The organism is Streptomyces sp. NPDC059582 (assembly GCF_042735715.1).
Taxonomy (GTDB): domain Bacteria; phylum Actinomycetota; class Actinomycetes; order Streptomycetales; family Streptomycetaceae; genus Streptomyces.
Genome location: NZ_JBHWCC010000073.1, coordinates 22,337 through 38,217, shown reverse-complemented (window position 1 = coordinate 38,217; position 15,881 = coordinate 22,337). Strand labels below are relative to the sequence as shown.

Sequence of the window (15,881 nt, the reverse complement as noted above, 5' to 3'; positions counted from 1 at the left end):
CTCCCGGGGCCGCGCGCCCCGCCCCCCCCCCCCCCCCCGCGGGGGGGCCCCCCCCGGACGCCGGGTGCGGCCCCGCCCTGCTTTTCGTGTCGGCATACTCGTTGGGTGTCGGGCATAGCCGCGTACGAATGAACGTGCAGAGTTCTTGATGTGTTGAGGGTCGCCTCAAACACGACTTTCAGTGACTGGGGCCAGGTCTTCGGCGACGAAGTCCTCGCCACCGCAATCCTCGACCGCCTCCTCCGCTACTGCGGGGTGATCGCCGTCAACGGCCCCCAACTACCGGCTCAGGAACCGATTCACCGCCATCGTGCGGGGCACCAACGTGGCCTGGCCGACGACCTCTCCATAACTGGCCGATCAGCAGTTCTATTCGTCGAGGTACTGATACTGCCCGTTCGCACGGCTCGTCACTACATTTCCATCGCGGACCTGCCACTCGCTCATGCCCTCGACCTCATGGCTGACGAGGAAGAGCCCCGTGACCAGGTCGTTGTCATCGTCTGAGGCAGGTATCCGCGCCACGAGGAGTAGCTGTTCCCGGAACCAGTCGATGGACACTGCGCGCATTTCAGCGCCGAAGAAGACCCAGTTGGTGAAGTTGTACTGCCTCGCTGGGAAGCCCCAGCCGCCGATATACGTTCGGTCCTGGTCCTCGGAGCAGACGATCGCTTTGACCTGGGCAAGCTGCTGGTCGTCGCACTCCAGCCAGCCTCTGATCCGGACAAAAACACCCATGACGATCGCTCCCCCGTGCGCTGGGCATTGTCCTGTTCCGCGTCCGCGATGACGCCAAATCGAACGATAGACGGAACGATCTCGACCCCACAAAGGGTTTGGCCGACTCCAACGCGCTGAGCACGTTCTTCTCTTCCGTACTCGGCCGAGCACTTCAATCCGCGTGTACGCCGACATCCCGCTTCTTTGGACGTCTCCGAAAGGACGTGATCTTCCGTGGTGCGGAGGATGCCCGCACGGGCGAAAGCGGAGCTCACCGCCTACGCGGCATCCGCTCCCGCGCTGTCCGCGCTGCCAGCATGGAGATCTGTTGCCCGCCCACGCCTAGGTCACCGCGAACGGCAGCGCCAGCACCTGGTGGCTGTACCAGCGGATCAAGAGCCGCGACTTCCGCAAGGCGGTGCGCAGAGGCCAGCGCCTGCCCGGACCCGTCACCGGCAGCGCTGTCTACGCCGCGGCCGCCATCGCCCCGGGCGCCTCCTGGTGGGAGATTCCCCTGGCGCTCGCCTGGGGCGGTGTGATGTCCGCGTGGCCGCCCGCGAGCCGCTCCACCTGGACTCCGGCGGACATTGCCGGCACCTCCTACCCGCCGGGCTTCGCCGGTCTGGTCATACGGCTGTGGGAGCAGCACGAGGTCGCCCCCGGCACGTGGCTGGGGAACATCGAACAGACCGTCTCCAGCGGTCACCCCGACTTCGCGTGCGACATCGTCGCTCCGCTCGGCAAGCCGGTATCGCGCATCGAGATCACCGACATCGCCGCCCGCTACGGCGTGCCGACCCTGTGCGTCGCCGCCGAAGAGACGGAGCACGGGCCGGGCCGGCTCCGGCTGAGTCGCCCCCACCAGCGGCAACGGCAGCAGCATCAACGACGTGTGGGCGGCCCGGATCGCCCGGCCCGGCGGCATCAACCCCCTCACCGACCGGGAGACGCAGGCTCTGACCGATCCAGGCTTCCCGACAGGTTGGTGACGCGGCTGGCTGGGGTGTGGCACGACTGGACGATGCTGCCGCCCACCGGTAAGGACGACGACGGTTCAGGTCCGACCTGCAGCGGCGCGGGCGTTGGCGCCGGGATCGGTTCGTTCGGGCCGCCGCCGGTGCCCAAGCCACGCAGGACGACGGTCAAGGACCAGGTCCTGGATGCCGTCGACCGGGAGATGACCGCCAAGGAGATCCGTGGCCTGGTCGACGCGGCGGCCGACACCGTCCGCGACGCTCTCAGCGACCTCGTGGCCGACGGCCAGTTGCTGCGGGTCGACCATGGCGCTTACGCCCCGGTCCCCACCGGCACCGCTGTTGCCGACGACAGCGGCACAGGGAGCGCCGGTGTCCGAGAGCTCCCGGACGGTGTCTCGCCGGAGCTGCAACAACGGCAACGACGCCCTCTTCGGCGGCCCCGGCTCCAACGCCTGCTTCACCCCCTCCACCGGACCCGGCTGCTTCTGACCCACCCACACGCCTCCGACCTGATCGACGAACATCGGAAACGGGCCCCGGCACATCCCTCGCCGAAGCAGCGACCGACGCACGAGGCCCGTTTTGGGAGGCCGGCGTCCGTTCAGGTCGACGGGATCGGTGACAACCTCGAGCACGATCAGCCACCGGCATGGCGGCGGACTGCCCCGTTTTGGCTCCGGCCACGCCAAGAAGGCGCTGGCGGCCGTCTCCGGGTCCGTCAGGTCGGCGCGGTGCGGCCCGTCGGTCTGACCTCGGCAAGAGGCCAGTGATCACCATGCCGGAAAGTGAGAGCCACTGGTGTCGCAGCGGTGGTTCAGACAGCATGCGGCGCATGGACTGGATGCCTCTGCTCTCCACGTTGGCAGGTGCCGCTATCGGCATCGCCGCCACCCTGATCGCCGATCACAACAGGTGGCGGCGCGAGGAAGCACGACACGCTCTGGAAATGCGGCGCGCCGTGTACACCGAGTACGCCTCCGCCCTCAAAGACGCGGGGGAAGAGATACGGGCTGTCGCCCTGGGGGATCACCTGTCCGAGTCAGCGCGTGATACGGCGGTGCGCGAAGCCTTCCGTGGGACCGGATTGCACACGGCTAGCGAGCAGCTCTGGCTCGTGGGCCCGCCGCTCGTTGTTGTGGCCGGGAACGAGGCGTTTCACAGCCTGCGTCGGATGCGCGACGCCTATGCCCGCGGAGTGGCAGTCGGCTCCGCCGAGGACGCGGCCTTCATCCGACAGCGCCGCACGGCCATGGCTGAGATGCGCCGCCGCATGCGTGAGGATCTGGGCATCGGTCCCCTCGGAATCGAATGACCACCGGCCGGAGAACATGTCGGCAATTGTGCCGACCGCGAGCCGTCACGAGTGCAGGCCGTCGGCCTGGCCCTAGGCAAAAAGGCCCTCAATTGCCGGGCCGGAGGCTCAGAAACAGGCTGGCAGAGTCAAGCTGCGGTTGTGAGGGGCGTCCTCCCCAGCGGATGCCTCTCTCGCTTCGGATGCCAGCGCCTTCCTTGCGGTCGGCGCAAGGACGTCGCGGTGACGGGCGGCTTGCGCCAACGCAGGCCCGTTGCCTCAGATCGGATGAGACGGGCGGGCACAAGCGGAGGAATCGTCAAGACCGGTGGTTTGTACGTGATTCCTAGCGAGTCTGTGAGCTGTGTAGGCGTCTGACCTCTGCCAGGAGACGTGCAATGTCCTGTCGGGCGTGTGCGATGAAGTCCAGGTCGTGACTGCTGGCGGGGGCAAGCCCTTGCTCAGGGGCTCGGGAGACATGCATGTCGGGCTCGCTGTCGTCGAGTCCTCCGATCCGGATGAAGTTGTCGCCGCCCAGGTGCTCTCGGCCTTCGACGAAGGATTGCCACGGCCCTGGGCTGGCCAGCCTGCAGCGCCTTTCGATCGCGTCGAGCTCGTCGCTGCTGAGGGGATGGGTGTCGCTCACGCTGCCTCCTGGCTCGGTCGGTCCACCAGGATGCCGCATTCGAAGCGGGCTCCGGCTCGGACCAGGGCGTCGAGGTCGGGCGCATTCACGGCTCGCCACCTCTACCGGGCGGACTCGACGAACTTGAAGACCATCGCCAGGGCGGCGGCCGCGCTGCCGGCGTCCCCGGGTGTCCTTGGTCCGCAGCCGGACCGTGGCGAAGGTCGACTCGATCGGATTCGTGGTGCGCAAGTGGATCCAGTGCTCGGTGGGGAAGTTGTAGAACGCCAGTAGTTGGTCGACGTCGTCGGTGATTTTCTTGACGGCCTTGGGTAACTTCGCGCCGTATGTCCTCTCGAACGCCGACACCGCCTTCAGCGCATGCTCGCGGTCTTCGGCGTCGTAGATCTCCTGAAGGGCCTTCTTCGCGTAGGGCTGGGCGGACTTGGGCAGGGCGTTCGCAACACTGGCGATCTTGTGGACCCAGCACCTTTGATGCCGGGCGGCGGGGAACACCTGCGAGAGTGCGTTCCAGAAGCCGAGCGCGCCGTCGCCGACCGCGAGGACTGGAGCGTGTAGACCACGCCGGGCACAGTCGCGCAGCAGGTCGGCCCAGAAGTCGGCGGATTCGCGATAGCCGCCGCTCGTGGCGATCAGTTCTTCGGTGCCGTCCGCGCGCACGCCCATCAGCACGAGCACGCACGACTTGGCCTCGCGCAGACGGATCGGCAGGTGGATGCCGTCGGCCCACACGTACACGTAGTCGCTGCCCGACAGGTCACGCTTGCCGAACGCGGCGTGATCTTGCTGCCACTGCTGGGTGAGGCGAGTGTCCGTCGCCGCGGACAGGCCGGCCGTGGAACCGAGGAACTGCTCCGGGGCGGGCACGAAGTCGCCGGAGGATTCCACATAACGACCCTGCTGACGTGGCCTTCGGCGACGCCTGAACTCCAGGCGAGGGTGAGTCCTGCGGTGACGGCGTCGAGGTTTTGGCGGTCGTGGCCGGACCAGACCATCGGCTCCGAGCATCGGGGACATCGGTGGTCACCGGGCGCGGGTTGCGCTTGAACGCGATGCGGCAGGGCGCGCACGCGTAGGCCGACTTGTTGAGCTTCTCGGCGTAGTGGCGCACGGAGGTGAACGTATGGGGCGTGGTGGCACCGAGTAGCCGGTTCACCTGGCTCCCGGTGATGTCTCGGTGGCGGTGCGGGCACAAAGCCGCTGCCGCTGCCGCTGCCGCTGCCGCTGCCGCTGCCGCTGCCGCTGTGGGCGACGCGGGCCGCGGCGCACCTGTGGGTGGGTACGGGATACAGCGCGGCGCGGGCGGAACGGGTTGCCCAGACCTTCGACCGGCACGCCGTCGCGCTCTGAGGGAGCGCGCGAGGCGTAGGCGCCGGGGCGAGTCCGGCGTCAGGGAGCCGGCGCACACGTACGGGTGTTGCCGCTCCGAGGGCTGCCGGGCGGGACGCGCCGCCCGGCAGCCCAGATGTCTCAGGCCGTGACGTCGAGTACGACGCGGAACCGGGCCTCGCCGGACAGCATCCGCTCGTAGGCCTCCGGCGCCCGGGTGAAGGGCATGACCTCGAGGCTGGGGCGAATGTCGTGGGCGAGGCTGAACGCGAGGTTGTCCTCGTTGTCGATGGACGACCCGGTGAGGCTGCCGACTATGGAGTGGTTGCCGAAGATCAGGTCGGGGGTGGCGACGGTCAGCGGGTCGGGCGCGGCACCGACCACGACGAGCTTGCCGTTCGGTGCGAGGCCGCGGACCAGCGGGTTCATGGAGGCGCCGCTGGACGCCGTGGCCACGATGACGGAAGCGCCGCCCAGGGCGGTGAGCGCGGCTCCCGGGTCGGTGCTGCTGCTGTCGATGTACTCATCGGCGCCCAGCTGCCGCGCGTACGCCTCCTTCTCCTTCCCGCGCGCCACGGCGGCGACCCGATAGCCGAGGCTGCGTGCGTACTGCAGGGCCAGGTGCCCCAGTCCGCCGATGCCCTGGACGGCGACCAGGGCGCCGGCCCTGGTCGGCCCCTGCTGGAGGGCGATGAAGGTGGTCAGGCCGGCGCACAGCAGCGGAGCGGCGTCGATCGCCGAGATGCCGTCGGGAACCCGCACCAGCCCGCTGGCCCGGGCGTAGACCACTTCCGCGTATCCGCCGTCGATCGTGTTTCCTGTCTGCTCCTGGTTGCGGCAATTCACGAAGTCACCGCGGCGGCACGGCTCGCACTCCCAGCACTGGCCGTTGAGGAAGCCGACTCCGACACGGTCGCCGGGCTGCCATACGGTGACGCCCGCTCCGACGGCGTCGATGACGCCGACGACCTCGTGTCCGGGAACGATGGGGTGCGAGGGATCGCTGCGCAGCCCTTCCACGGCCAGCACGTCGGTGTGGCAGATGCCGCAGGCCTCCACGCGCAGGCGCACCTGGCCCGGTGCGGGATCGGTCAGCTCGCGCTCGACGAGCTGGAGGTTGCGGGCGCCGGTGGCCTCGAAGGCCCGGTATGTGGACATGACTGCTCCTAAGCGTGGTGATGTCTATGCGGGCAGGCCCCGTGTCGGGTGGCGTTCGCGGCAGCCACGCCGGGAACCGGACCCATGGCGGTGGAGAGGAACACCGATCAATATGACCGGTCGTCTTAAAAAGACTAACCCATCTCCTGGCGGACTTCTTCCGGTGCCAAGCCGCACCTGCCTGTGACCGGATGCGGGGGAGGGGTGAGCGGGTGGTGGACGGCGAAGACCACCGTGGCGACGGCGCGCCCGTCGACGGCGCGCCGGAGTGGGCAGCGGACCCGCGACAGGGCCTCTCGCGGCTCTCGCGTCGACGGCCGGGGAATCGGCTCGTATGCCCACGGTCCGCCCCGAGAGCTACAATATGGTCGGTCGTCTCGGTTTCTGGCAGCCTCGAGCATAAGTACCGGCTTTCATGCCGCACGCATGCGCAGGCGTGGGGTGACCCGCACCGTGCCCGGACAGCACTCGACGGAAGGTGAGAAGGATGGGGCGAGCGTCAAAGCGGGAGGAGATCGCCCAGGCGGCCTTCCAGCAGTTCCACGCGCAGGGCTTCAACGCCACCGGCATCAACGACATCACCAAAGCCGCCGGTGTTCCCAAGGGCTCGTTCTACAACCACTTCTCCAGCAAGGAGGAGAGCGCCTTGGAGGCGTTGAACCGGTACGCCGCCACCATGCGTTTCGAAGTCCTCACGGCGACGGATCGACCCCCACTGGACAGGCTCCGGGCACACTTCGAGTTCCTGAGCAGGGACACGGTGGAGAACGGGTTCGTCCGCGGGTGCCTGGTCGGCAACCTGGGCGCCGAGGTCGCCGATCACAGTGAGGAGATCCGGGCCGCGGTCAAGGACGGATTCGACCGGTGGGCGGCGCTGATCGGGCAGGTGCTCGCCGAGGCGCAGGAGGCGGGCGACCTGGATGGTGGCCTCGACGTGCGGGCCACCGCACTGTTCGTCGTCAGTGCCTGGGAAGGGACTCTGATCGCGGCGCGAGCCGATAAGTCGGCGGCGCCTGTGGACGCGTTCTTCCGTACCGTCTTCGACGTGGTCCTGCGTTAGGGCCGCTCACCGTCCTCGGCCGTCGACGTCTGGGCACGGTGCTGCCGCACTGTGGGGCGAACCGCGACGCCGAGGGTGGCGACCGGACCTACGGCAGGGCGGCGCACCGCCGACCGCCCGGCAGTTCGTGGTTGCCGATAGGAAAGGCGCCTGGACGGCGATCTGGTCCAGCGCTTCGAAGGTGTGGGTCTGCGACCCGGGCGGTGCCGACACCACGTGCGCCCACGCTGTGACCGTCGTCTCGTCCAGCAGGACGTCCGACAGAACGCCGGTCGCCGTGTGCGGCTCAAGCTGTCCCGATGCCTCCGAATGCGCGACGGGGGCCTGGTGCCCTCCACCCAGGCACTGCTGAGCGGTGACATGCATCACCATTCTGGCAGGTGACACGCGATGGGGCCGGAGTGGAGTGAGTCCATGCCCCGACCAGGGTGAAGGTCTCCGCTCAGGGCCCCTGTCCGTTGTTGACAGGTCAGGGTGGCCGTGTCAGCATCGTCACCAGTTAAATAGGTTACGAAGCCGAAGGTGATTCGAGTCGAGGCTTCCGATCCTCCGGTGCCGCCGCCACGCATGGTGTGGGGCTCGCGCGTCCTTCGTGGCGTAACGGCCGGCTGCACCCTCGCGGCCCGCCGGGGCTTCCGTCGCCCGCAGCCTTCCCGAACCAGTGCGATGCCGTCGCATGCCACGCCACGGCACCCCCACGGGCGGCGCCGAGGTGTTCGCTCCCGAAGGAGGACCGAAACATGGCAAAACAGTCAAGGCGAAAAGCCGACGGCGCGCCGGTGGGACGGCGCGCCATGCTCGGGATGCTCGCCGCAGGTGCCGCCGGCCTCGCAGCCTCACCCCAACTGCAACGCGGTTGGGAAGGGTTCCTGGGAGCGGCCTCCCAGGTCGACGCCACAGGCCTCACCGGCCTGCTCCCCAACCCGGGCGGATTCCGGTACTACAGCGTCGTCGGCTCGGTGCCGCGCAAGAACGAGACGAACTACGAGCTGCGCATCGACGGTCTGGTTGAGCGGCCGAAGAACTACACGCTGCCCGAACTGCGGGCGATGCGTCAGACGCGCGTCGTCGCCGACGTCCTCTGCACGGATGGATGGCGAGTGGACGACACGCCCTTCGAAGGCGTGAAGCTGTCGGACCTGCTCGACGCCGCCGGAGTGCGCTCCGAGGGCGTGGCCATCCGATTCTCCTGCTTCGACGGCGCCTACACCGAGAGCCTCACCCTCGAACAGGCGCGGCGCTCGGACGTCTTGGTGGCACTCAACATGCAGGACGGACCCATCACCCACGAGCACGGGGGACCAGTGCGCCTCTTCGTGGCTCCCATGTACTTCTACAAGTCGGCCAAGTGGCTGTCCGGTATCACGGTCACCGACAAGGTGATCCCCGGTTTCTGGGAGGAGCGCGGTTATGCGGTCGACGGCTGGCTCGACGACGCCGACCGGGGCAGGGAAGCGGCCTGAGCCGTCCGGACGTGTTCGCCGGTTCAGCCCCGCCGAACGCATGGTCCACCGGGCGACCGGCTGGCTCATGCTGCTGGTCCTGGGCACCGCGGCCTGTCTGTACTTCGGCCCGCTGGCTCAACTCGTCGGCCGCCGCCACCTGATGGCCGCCGTCCATGAATGGTCGGGCATCTGCCTGCCGGTTCCTTTCCTGCTGGGTCTCCTTTCCCGCGAGTTCCGCGCTGACCTGCGCAGACTGAACCGCTTCGCGGTCTACGACCGGCAGTGGATGAGGGCTGTCCGCCAACGGCGGAAGTCGCCGGATGCGCGTCCTGCCGGCAAGTTCAACGCCGGTCAGAAGTTCTATGCGGGGTGGCTCGCGGGTGCCTTGCTGGTGATGATGTTCACCGGTCTGCTCATGTGGTTCCTCGGCTTTCTGCCGTCCGTCTCCCGCACCAGCGCCATCTTCGTCCACGACTGCCTCGCCTGGGCGATCGCCATCGTCCTGATCGGGCACATGCGCAAGGCCTACCAGGACCCCGAGGCCAGGCTCGGCATGCGTACGGGTTACGTGAGCCGGTCCTGGGCGGCGCGGCACCACTCCCGGTGGCTGCGGGACGACCCTTCGGACAGCGCCACCGACGACACGGACGGAGCCTGACCTCCCGGCCCGGTCACGTCGCGTCGGCGCGGTGGACGCGACCTGGTGGCCGACACATCCGACTCAGGCCGCACCGACATAAGAGCGCGTCCCATGTGCTGAGGCCGTACCGCATGCCCGAGGAGGGCCTGCAGTGGCTGACCGAGCCGACCTGCTCACGGACGACGAGATCGTCCGGCTGATCCACCCAGCGGTCACCTCGCTCGGTGTGTGGTGTGCTCGCCCGGCCGCTCCTCGCGGTGTCCGTGACGACGGTCGACTCCGTGGCCGTCTGTGTCGCTTCCGCTGGTCAGGTGTGGCGCTCGTGGAGGCCGGGTTCGGGCTGGTCCCGAGTGGCGGCCCAGGTGGACAGGAGGCGGAGGGCGTCGGCGTTCGGGGTTTCGGGAACGGCGGTGTAGATCACGAGGGTGAGGCCGGGGTCGGAGGTCACCGACATGGTTTCGAAGATCAGTTCCAGGTCTCCGACGGCTGGATGATGGAGTTTCTTGGGACCGGTGCGGTGTTGGCGGACGTTGTGGTCGGCCCAGCGCCTGCGGAAGATCTCGCTGCGGATGGACAGTTCCCCGATGAGGTCGGAGAGGTCCTTGTCGTAGGGGTTTCGGCCGGCTTCGCCGCGGAGCATCGCGGCGATGTCGTCGGCGGCCTTGTCCCAGTCGGGGAGAAACGCGCGGGCGGCAGGGTCGAGGTAGATGAACCTGGCGATGTTGGCCGGGCGACGCGGGTCGGCGAGGAGCGGTGCGTACAGGGCGCGGGCCAGGTGGTTGGTGGCCAGCATGTCCTGATGATCGTTGTGGATGAAGGCGGGCGCATCGCTGATGGCGTCCAGCATGTACTGCAGGGCGGGCCGCAGGCGCCTGGCACGGGCGCGGCGGCGGGACGCAGCGGGGGCGGGGGAGCGGCGGGCGAGGTCGTAGAGGTATTGGCGTTCGGCGTCGTCCAGGTCGAGGGCGCGGGCCACGCCGTCCAGGACGCCGTCGGAGGCGCCCGAGAGGTTTCCGCGTTCCAGTCGGACGTAGTAGTCGACCGAGAGGCCGGCCAGCATCGCGACCTCCTCGCGGCGCAGTCCCTTGACGCGCCTGTGGCTGCCGTAGGAGGGCAGTCCGGCCTGCTCAGGGGTGATGCGGGCCCGGCGGGAGGTGAGGAACTCCCTGATCTCGGCGCGGTCGTCCATGCTCTCCACGGTAGGTGAGCGTGCGGGGACGAGGCAGGTACTGGCGTTACCTGGAAGACCAGGCACTGCCACCGGCGGGCGGGACGACGTCTACTGGCGGTGGGCCGTTCAGGACAGCCGTCGCCACCTGCGGCGACCTGCCCCAGGTGGGCACCTGAGCAGCGACGACGTGAAGGGCAGCGCTGCGGCGCCGGCCTCTTCGGCGTCGTCGTCCGCCCCGAGTCGCGAGCCGCGACGAACACTGCCAACCCCGAGAAAGCGATCATGAAGCACACCACTCTGGGAGATCTGGACGTCTCCCGCATCGGCCTGGGCACGATGGGCATGTCTTCCTACTACACCGGCGCGGGCAGCGACGATGCCGAGTCCGTCCGCACCATTCAGCGGGCGGTCGACCTGGGTGTCACGCTGATCGACACCGCCGAGGTCTACGGACCGTACGTCAACGAGGAACTCGTCGGCAGGGCGCTGACGGGCCGCCGTGACGAGGTCGTGCTGGCGACCAAGTTCGGCTTGGTCTCGCACGCGGCCGCGGACGGCGGCGTGTACGTCCTCGACAGCAGCCCGGCCAACATCCGCGCCGCCGTCGAGGGCTCGCTCAAGCGTCTCGGCACCGACCACATCGACCTGTACTACCAGCACCGCGTCGACCCGGACACCCCGATCGAGGACGTGGCGGGCACGGTCGCGGAGCTGGTGCAGGAAGGCAAGGTCCGCTACCTCGGCCTGTCCGAGGCCGGCCCTGACACCATCCGCCGGGCCCACGCCGTGCACCCGGTGACGGCCGTCCAGTCGTCGTATTCGCTGTGGAACCGCGAGGTCGAGGAGCGGGTGCTGCCAGCGCTGCGCGAGCTCGGTATCGGCTTCGTGCCGTACTCCCCGCTCGGCCACGGCTTCCTCACCGGCACACTCCGCTCTCCCGAGCAGTTCGACGAAGGCGACTGGCGCCGGAGCAGCCCGCGTTTCCAGGGCGAGAACTTCCAGCGCAACCTGGCCCTCGCCGATGAAGTGCGGGCCATCGGCGACGAGGCCGGCGCCACACCGGCCCAGGTCGCTCTGGCCTGGCTGCTGGCCAAGGGCGAGCACATCGTCCCGATCCCCGGCACCAAGCGGGTCGCCCGCGTGGAGGAGAACACCGCCGCCGACACGGTCGAGCTGACCGCTGAACAGCTGGCCAAGCTCGACAGCCTGCCCCCGGCCGCCGGCAGTGACGAAAACGAGGACGTGAGACGGCGGATCGAGCGCTGACGCTCCCCGGCACCCCGGCTACGGGTGTGCCCGTACCCGCCGACCGGATCGCGGCGGCGGCGGGATTCCACGGCGCCCACCTGGCGACCGACGCACCGGCCAGCCCGCACCTGCTCGCCGACCGCGTCACCCCGAGCTGTACTTCGGCCACGCCGACCAGGATGCGGCCAACCCGACCGGGCAGATCGACCGCCTGGACAAGGCCTTCAGCGCGACGGGGGGTCCGCCACCGGGGCGAGACCTACGCCGGTGCCCAGCACGGCTGTACCCAGGCCGACACCGCCAGTTACAGCGAGGAGGACACCGAGCGTCACTGGGCGGCTCTGCCGGACCTGTTCGGCCGCAGGCTCTGACCGACGGCCTGGTACGAACGCCCGGCCGGTGGCGGCGAGGCACGGCCCCGCCGCCACCGACTGTTCCACCACCGCGACCTGCTCGCATCAACCAGCGGGCAGGCCCAGCCCCATGACCGGGCTGAACTGCGGCTGGGCTCGGCCGCCGTTGGCGCGGCGCAGCCCAGCCTGCCGACTTCGCTCACCCCTCCGCCCAAGAAGCGGAAAGCGCCACCCCCGTGAACCTCTCCGGTACAGAACTAGGCACGCGCCGCATGATCCTCTTGAGTGAACGCGGCACCCCCGACTCCAGCCGCCGCCACCGCCTCGTCCGCCGCTCGCACCAGCTCCGCCAACGGCATCGCCCCGGCTGGCCGCCGCTCACGCGCGAACGTGGTGGCGAGTCGTTGCAGCAGCTCGTTCAGCGGGGTCGGTACGCCGTGCAGCCGGCCCAGCAGGACGATCTCGCCGTTGAGGTGGTCGGCCTCGATCGTGCCCGTGCCACGGGTGAGGGACTGCCAGGAGGACCCGCCGCCTCCGCCGGCCCAACGCACCTTGTCGCCGTGCACCTCCTGCTGTTCCTGTGCGCTCGCGTACGGGATCCCGGCGGCCCTGAGCACCGACTCGCCCTCCGCGCGCACCCGTGCGTACAGCCGCCATGCCTCCTCGCCGGCGACCGGCCAGCTCAATGCGTTGATCGAGTTGGCGAGGTTGCCCAGGAGTTTGGCGTACTGCCAGCGCGCCACGTCCGCAACCACCGGGGCCTCGAAGCGGGCGGTCTCCAGGTCGGCGGCGATCCGGCGGGCGGTGTCGTCGACGCCATGGGGGTGGCGCCCGAGGTGCAGGATGCCGGTGAGCGGGGCGCCGGGTGCTGAGACGACCCCTGGTTCGACGTAGGTGGACGGCAGCCAGACGCAGACGCCGTACACGCGGCGGAAGCGACGCAGGGCGATCCGCTGGCTCTCGACGCCGTTCTGCACGCACATCACCGGCAGCCGTTCCGCGGCCGTGCCGCCGCCCGCCACGGGGGCCGGGCCCCAGGTGTCCAGTGCGGCCTCGCTGTCCTGTGTCTTGACGGTCAGCACGAGCACGTCGTCCGTGCGCAACGCGCCCAGTGCGTCCGGACCTTCGACGACGGGCAACCGGTGGACGCGTTCGCCGTCCGGGGCGCGGAAACGCAGCCCACCCGACTTCAGCGCGGTGTACTGCGCGCCTCGCGCGACCAGGACCACCTCGTGCCCCGCCTCCGCGAGCCGCGCCCCGATGGTTCCGCCGACCGCTCCCGCTCCGATGATGATGTAGCGCATGCCGCTGTCGGCGCCGGTGTGGTGGGAAGACGTGCCCATCGTGCCCGGGCCGATGCGGGAGGCTTCCGGATCTCCCGGAGTGGTGTGCTTCATGATCGCTTCCTCGGGGTTGGAGGTGGTCGTCGTGGCTCGCGACTCGGGCGTACGACGTCGCCGATGACGTCGGCGCCGAGCCGCTGTCCTTCCCGTCGTCGCTGCTGCTCAGGCGGCCCACCTGGAGACGGTGGCACCCCCAGGCGGCGCAGCCGTCCTGAACGGCCCAGCCCCAGCAAACGTCGTTTCGCCGGCCGGTGGCAGTGCCTGGTCTTCCAGGTAACGCCAGTACCTGCCTCGTCCCCGGACCCGCGCCTTACGTATGCACCGCGACCGTGTCCCTCGGAGCGCCCCGGCGTCGGCTGGGAGGACAGCTCCTCGGCACGCTGGTCGGAGGCATCCGCCCCACCGCCGCCTGGCCCGTGACCATGAAATCCACTCCCACCGCTCCGAAGCAGTCGGCCCGTTCGGGGCACCGGTGCGGGCGCACTCGCCGCAAGAGCCGGCCCGGTCGCCGCAGATGATCTCGGAGCCGTGAGACACCCGCAGTCGGCCGGCCGGCGTCGCAGCGTCACCGCCGGGCAGCAGGTCGAGCGGTGGCAGGTCTCTCAGCCGATGGGTACGGTGCCGTATTGCTGTCCTTGGCAGGGCATGACCCGTCGTAGAGCGACCCGACTCAGAGGGGTGCCATCTCCAACTCGCCGATGGTCTGCAGGCCGACTTGTGCTGCCAGCCAGGCAGCCCGTCGGGCTTCGCTCTGCTTCACGTGGACATACACGGTGTGGTCCGTGGCGGGCTCCTCAAGATAGAGGTCGCGCGCATTCACGCACACCGTGACGTAGGCGCCTCTGGTGCCCCCGCGGCCGAGGCCTACCTCCGGAGCCTCAGGCCAACCGCTGAAATCCCAGCGCACCATGGCCGGGGCGTTTCCTGCCGCGGCCAAGAACCCCTCCACGGCCTCCGGGTCCATGCACCACCTGCTCAAGAAGATCGGGAGGCACTCTGACGGAGAGTCGCCATTGCGTGAGGAGCCGTGCCGGTCGGATCCGTAGGACCACCAGTCGGCATCCGGCATGACCCGGCTCAACCGCTCCAGCTCGCAGGGCGTGGAGACCCGTGATTCGAAGTCGACTTCGAGTTCGCCCGTGTCAGCGAGAGCGAGCAGTCGTCCAGCGACTCGCAGTGCCTCGGCAACATCGGTCGTCCTCAGCACTGCCTGCGCGTACGAGTTGCTCATGACGAGCAGTCTGCCAAGTCACCCCGCCGGCCGACGAGCGAATATCTGAGCAGCATCAGGCCCAGCACCAGCCGCACGCCGACAGCACGCCAAGGCGAAGAACAATCAAGAGAGCACCCATTGGGGTGGGTGTCCGGGGTCGGCTGGGCAGGTGAAAACGTGCAGGTCCGCGTCCCGGCCGAAGCGCAGCCGAGTGGGCTGGACCACGGACGGACCGCCCTGGATCGAGGCATTCCCTCGCAAGGACGGGTCGCGGTCCTCCAGCGGCATCCAGCTGTGCGAGTCGGCGTCCATCTCGTCGCTCCCGGCGGTCAGCAGCAGCCGCATCGGGGTCGCGCAGGACGTGCAGTCGACGGTTCTCGGGCCCGTCGACGCCCAGCTGGGAAAGCCGCCGACCCGCCAGCCGGGCGGGATCGAGAGGTCGCACTGGTAGCTAGGGGCGTCGGGGCCGCGTTCCGCCGCCTGCGCGTCGTCCCAGGAGTCGATGAGGGTGATCAGCGGGGCGGGCAGCTCGTCGTCCTCCGCCCAGGGATAGGTGTCCACCTCTTCGGGGTGCAGGACGCACGGCTCGGGGAGTTCGTGCTCCCAGCGAAGCATGGGGACTTCGGGCGGGGCGGTGAGGAAGTGTTGCGCGCGCTCGGTCTCCGCGGCCCGCCGCCACCGCAGGCGATAGCGGCGCTCCAGGTAGGGGTCGTGGGTGAACGGGCAGCGGAAGAGCTGCACCAGGTCCGCACCGTCAGGCCCGGCAGCCAGGCCCGGGACATCGCGGCGGAAGAACTGGGCGAGCCCCACGAACGGCACCGGTCCGTCCTCCCCAGGCGTCCCCGCGCCGGGCCACGGACGGCTCCGCGGCCACACGCCGGCGGCCCGGGCGCTGCGGATGTCGTCCGGCACGTACGCCTCGGTCTCGCGCTGGTGCGGTTCGTGGCAGACCGGCCACGGTTCGAGGTCGGGCCACAGGATCGGGCCGCCGACATGGCTGTCGCGCATGCCGGGCCGCCCCGGACGGGGATGCAGCCGGGTCGTCCGGCCTCGGTGGGCGGCCAGGTCCGGGAAGACGGCCTCCACGGATACCGGTCTGGCCGGCGTGGTCCTGGTCATGGGCAGACCGTACGGGGCCGGGAAGATGCCACGCGAACGGATTGCCGCGAGTCCGTCCGTGATGACATGCCGCGCCTGGTCACAGCAGGCCGCGTTCTCCTCGGTACGTCGTGCTGAGCGCAACCACGGTCCCGGAGTGAGCGCCGAGGCGCTCTCGGAACTGGGCGA

General features: G+C 69.5%; 14 protein-coding genes and 2 pseudogenes. 8 read left to right on the top strand and 8 right to left on the bottom strand.

Translation table 11 applies throughout. The features are described from left to right. Nucleotides 1–159 precede the first annotated feature (159 nt). A pseudogene (locus ACFV0T_RS38315) lies at nucleotides 160–352 on the top strand (ATP-binding protein); the annotation flags it as partial. 17 nt (nucleotides 353–369) lie between these two features. Here ACFV0T_RS38315 and ACFV0T_RS38310 read toward each other — a convergent pair. Beyond that, nucleotides 370–738 carry a hypothetical protein gene (locus ACFV0T_RS38310; protein ID WP_385789576.1) on the bottom strand — a complete coding sequence of 123 codons (369 nt, stop codon included), beginning with the start codon at nucleotides 736–738 and terminating at the stop codon, nucleotides 370–372. 520 nt (nucleotides 739–1,258) lie between these two features. Here ACFV0T_RS38310 and ACFV0T_RS38305 point away from each other — a divergent pair. Both ACFV0T_RS38305 and ACFV0T_RS38300 read left to right on the top strand, forming a co-directional pair. Continuing rightward, nucleotides 1,259–2,467, top strand: a complete 1,209-nt coding sequence (locus tag ACFV0T_RS38305; RefSeq protein WP_385789574.1) for a hypothetical protein — start codon at nucleotides 1,259–1,261, stop codon at nucleotides 2,465–2,467. Between the two features lie 62 nt (nucleotides 2,468–2,529). Next, on the top strand, nucleotides 2,530–3,009 hold the full coding sequence (locus tag ACFV0T_RS38300) for a hypothetical protein (RefSeq protein ID WP_385789572.1): 480 nt from the start codon (nucleotides 2,530–2,532) through the stop codon (nucleotides 3,007–3,009). Nucleotides 3,010–3,334: 325 nt separating this feature from the next. Here the strand turns inward: ACFV0T_RS38300 and ACFV0T_RS38295 are convergent, their stop codons facing one another. The 3 genes and pseudogenes from ACFV0T_RS38295 to ACFV0T_RS38285 form a co-directional block, all read right to left on the bottom strand. Then, nucleotides 3,335–3,634, bottom strand: coding sequence for a hypothetical protein (locus ACFV0T_RS38295; protein WP_385789570.1), 300 nt, complete (start codon nucleotides 3,632–3,634; stop codon nucleotides 3,335–3,337). Continuing rightward, nucleotides 3,631–4,516 (bottom strand): annotated as a pseudogene (locus tag ACFV0T_RS38290) (IS256 family transposase); the annotation flags it as partial. The gene ACFV0T_RS38295 and the pseudogene ACFV0T_RS38290, both read right to left, overlap by 4 nt. Before the next feature lie 588 nt (nucleotides 4,517–5,104). Beyond that, on the bottom strand, nucleotides 5,105–6,121 hold the full coding sequence (locus ACFV0T_RS38285; RefSeq protein ID WP_385789568.1) for an alcohol dehydrogenase catalytic domain-containing protein: 1,017 nt from the start codon (nucleotides 6,119–6,121) through the stop codon (nucleotides 5,105–5,107). A gap of 487 nt (nucleotides 6,122–6,608) precedes the next feature. Between ACFV0T_RS38285 and ACFV0T_RS38280 the strand changes: the two genes are divergently transcribed. The 3 genes from ACFV0T_RS38280 to ACFV0T_RS38270 all read left to right on the top strand — a co-directional run bounded on the left by ACFV0T_RS38280 (nucleotide 6,609) and on the right by ACFV0T_RS38270 (nucleotide 9,284). Beyond that, a complete protein-coding gene (locus tag ACFV0T_RS38280) occupies nucleotides 6,609–7,181 on the top strand; it encodes a TetR family transcriptional regulator C-terminal domain-containing protein (RefSeq protein WP_385789566.1) in 573 nt (190 codons plus the stop codon). 740 nt (nucleotides 7,182–7,921) lie between these two features. After that, the gene (locus ACFV0T_RS38275) at nucleotides 7,922–8,644 is read left to right on the top strand and encodes a molybdopterin-dependent oxidoreductase (RefSeq protein WP_385789564.1); all 723 of its coding nucleotides are present in this window, start codon (nucleotides 7,922–7,924) and stop codon (nucleotides 8,642–8,644) included. Continuing rightward, complete coding sequence (locus ACFV0T_RS38270; protein WP_385789562.1) at nucleotides 8,592–9,284, top strand: cytochrome b/b6 domain-containing protein; 693 nt, start codon at nucleotides 8,592–8,594, stop codon at nucleotides 9,282–9,284. The genes ACFV0T_RS38275 and ACFV0T_RS38270 overlap by 53 nt, the downstream gene beginning before the upstream one ends. A gap of 289 nt (nucleotides 9,285–9,573) precedes the next feature. Here the strand turns inward: ACFV0T_RS38270 and ACFV0T_RS38265 are convergent, their stop codons facing one another. After that, entirely contained in the window at nucleotides 9,574–10,455 is an 882-nt protein-coding gene (locus ACFV0T_RS38265) for a helix-turn-helix transcriptional regulator (RefSeq protein WP_385789560.1), read from the bottom strand. 264 nt (nucleotides 10,456–10,719) lie between these two features. Here ACFV0T_RS38265 and ACFV0T_RS38260 point away from each other — a divergent pair, with 264 nt between their 5' ends. Both ACFV0T_RS38260 and ACFV0T_RS38255 read left to right on the top strand, forming a co-directional pair. Further along, nucleotides 10,720–11,703 (top strand): aldo/keto reductase, encoded by a 984-nt coding sequence (locus ACFV0T_RS38260; protein WP_385789558.1) that lies wholly within the window; start codon nucleotides 10,720–10,722, stop codon nucleotides 11,701–11,703. 26 nt (nucleotides 11,704–11,729) lie between these two features. Next, on the top strand, nucleotides 11,730–12,056 hold the full coding sequence (locus ACFV0T_RS38255; protein WP_385789556.1) for a dienelactone hydrolase family protein: 327 nt from the start codon (nucleotides 11,730–11,732) through the stop codon (nucleotides 12,054–12,056). A 239-nt stretch (nucleotides 12,057–12,295) separates the two neighbouring features. Here ACFV0T_RS38255 and ACFV0T_RS38250 read toward each other — a convergent pair whose 3' ends face one another. From ACFV0T_RS38250 to ACFV0T_RS38240, 3 genes are all read right to left on the bottom strand, one after another. Then, nucleotides 12,296–13,342: a ketopantoate reductase family protein gene (locus ACFV0T_RS38250; RefSeq protein WP_385789578.1), complete on the bottom strand. Its 1,047-nt coding sequence runs from the start codon at nucleotides 13,340–13,342 to the stop codon at nucleotides 12,296–12,298. A 709-nt stretch (nucleotides 13,343–14,051) separates the two neighbouring features. Further along, entirely contained in the window at nucleotides 14,052–14,612 is a 561-nt protein-coding gene (locus ACFV0T_RS38245) for a hypothetical protein (protein ID WP_385789554.1), read from the bottom strand. 105 nt (nucleotides 14,613–14,717) lie between these two features. After that, on the bottom strand, nucleotides 14,718–15,713 hold the full coding sequence (locus tag ACFV0T_RS38240; RefSeq protein ID WP_385789552.1) for a hypothetical protein: 996 nt from the start codon (nucleotides 15,711–15,713) through the stop codon (nucleotides 14,718–14,720). Nucleotides 15,714–15,881 lie beyond the last annotated feature (168 nt).

Coding starts and splice junctions, on each gene's coding strand:
- ACFV0T_RS38310 (WP_385789576.1), bottom strand. CDS start 738: ATGGGTGTTTTTGTCCGGATCAGAGGCTGGCTGGAGTGCGACGACCAG.
- ACFV0T_RS38305 (WP_385789574.1), top strand. CDS start 1,259: ATGTCCGCGTGGCCGCCCGCGAGCCGCTCCACCTGGACTCCGGCGGAC.
- ACFV0T_RS38300 (WP_385789572.1), top strand. CDS start 2,530: ATGGACTGGATGCCTCTGCTCTCCACGTTGGCAGGTGCCGCTATCGGC.
- ACFV0T_RS38285 (WP_385789568.1), bottom strand. CDS start 6,121: ATGTCCACATACCGGGCCTTCGAGGCCACCGGCGCCCGCAACCTCCAG.
- ACFV0T_RS38280 (WP_385789566.1), top strand. CDS start 6,609: ATGGGGCGAGCGTCAAAGCGGGAGGAGATCGCCCAGGCGGCCTTCCAG.
- ACFV0T_RS38275 (WP_385789564.1), top strand. CDS start 7,922: ATGGCAAAACAGTCAAGGCGAAAAGCCGACGGCGCGCCGGTGGGACGG.
- ACFV0T_RS38270 (WP_385789562.1), top strand. CDS start 8,592: ATGCGGTCGACGGCTGGCTCGACGACGCCGACCGGGGCAGGGAAGCGG.
- ACFV0T_RS38265 (WP_385789560.1), bottom strand. CDS start 10,455: ATGGACGACCGCGCCGAGATCAGGGAGTTCCTCACCTCCCGCCGGGCC.
- ACFV0T_RS38260 (WP_385789558.1), top strand. CDS start 10,720: ATGAAGCACACCACTCTGGGAGATCTGGACGTCTCCCGCATCGGCCTG.
- ACFV0T_RS38250 (WP_385789578.1), bottom strand. CDS start 13,342: ATGCGCTACATCATCATCGGAGCGGGAGCGGTCGGCGGAACCATCGGG.
- ACFV0T_RS38245 (WP_385789554.1), bottom strand. CDS start 14,612: ATGAGCAACTCGTACGCGCAGGCAGTGCTGAGGACGACCGATGTTGCC.
- ACFV0T_RS38240 (WP_385789552.1), bottom strand. CDS start 15,713: ATGACCAGGACCACGCCGGCCAGACCGGTATCCGTGGAGGCCGTCTTC.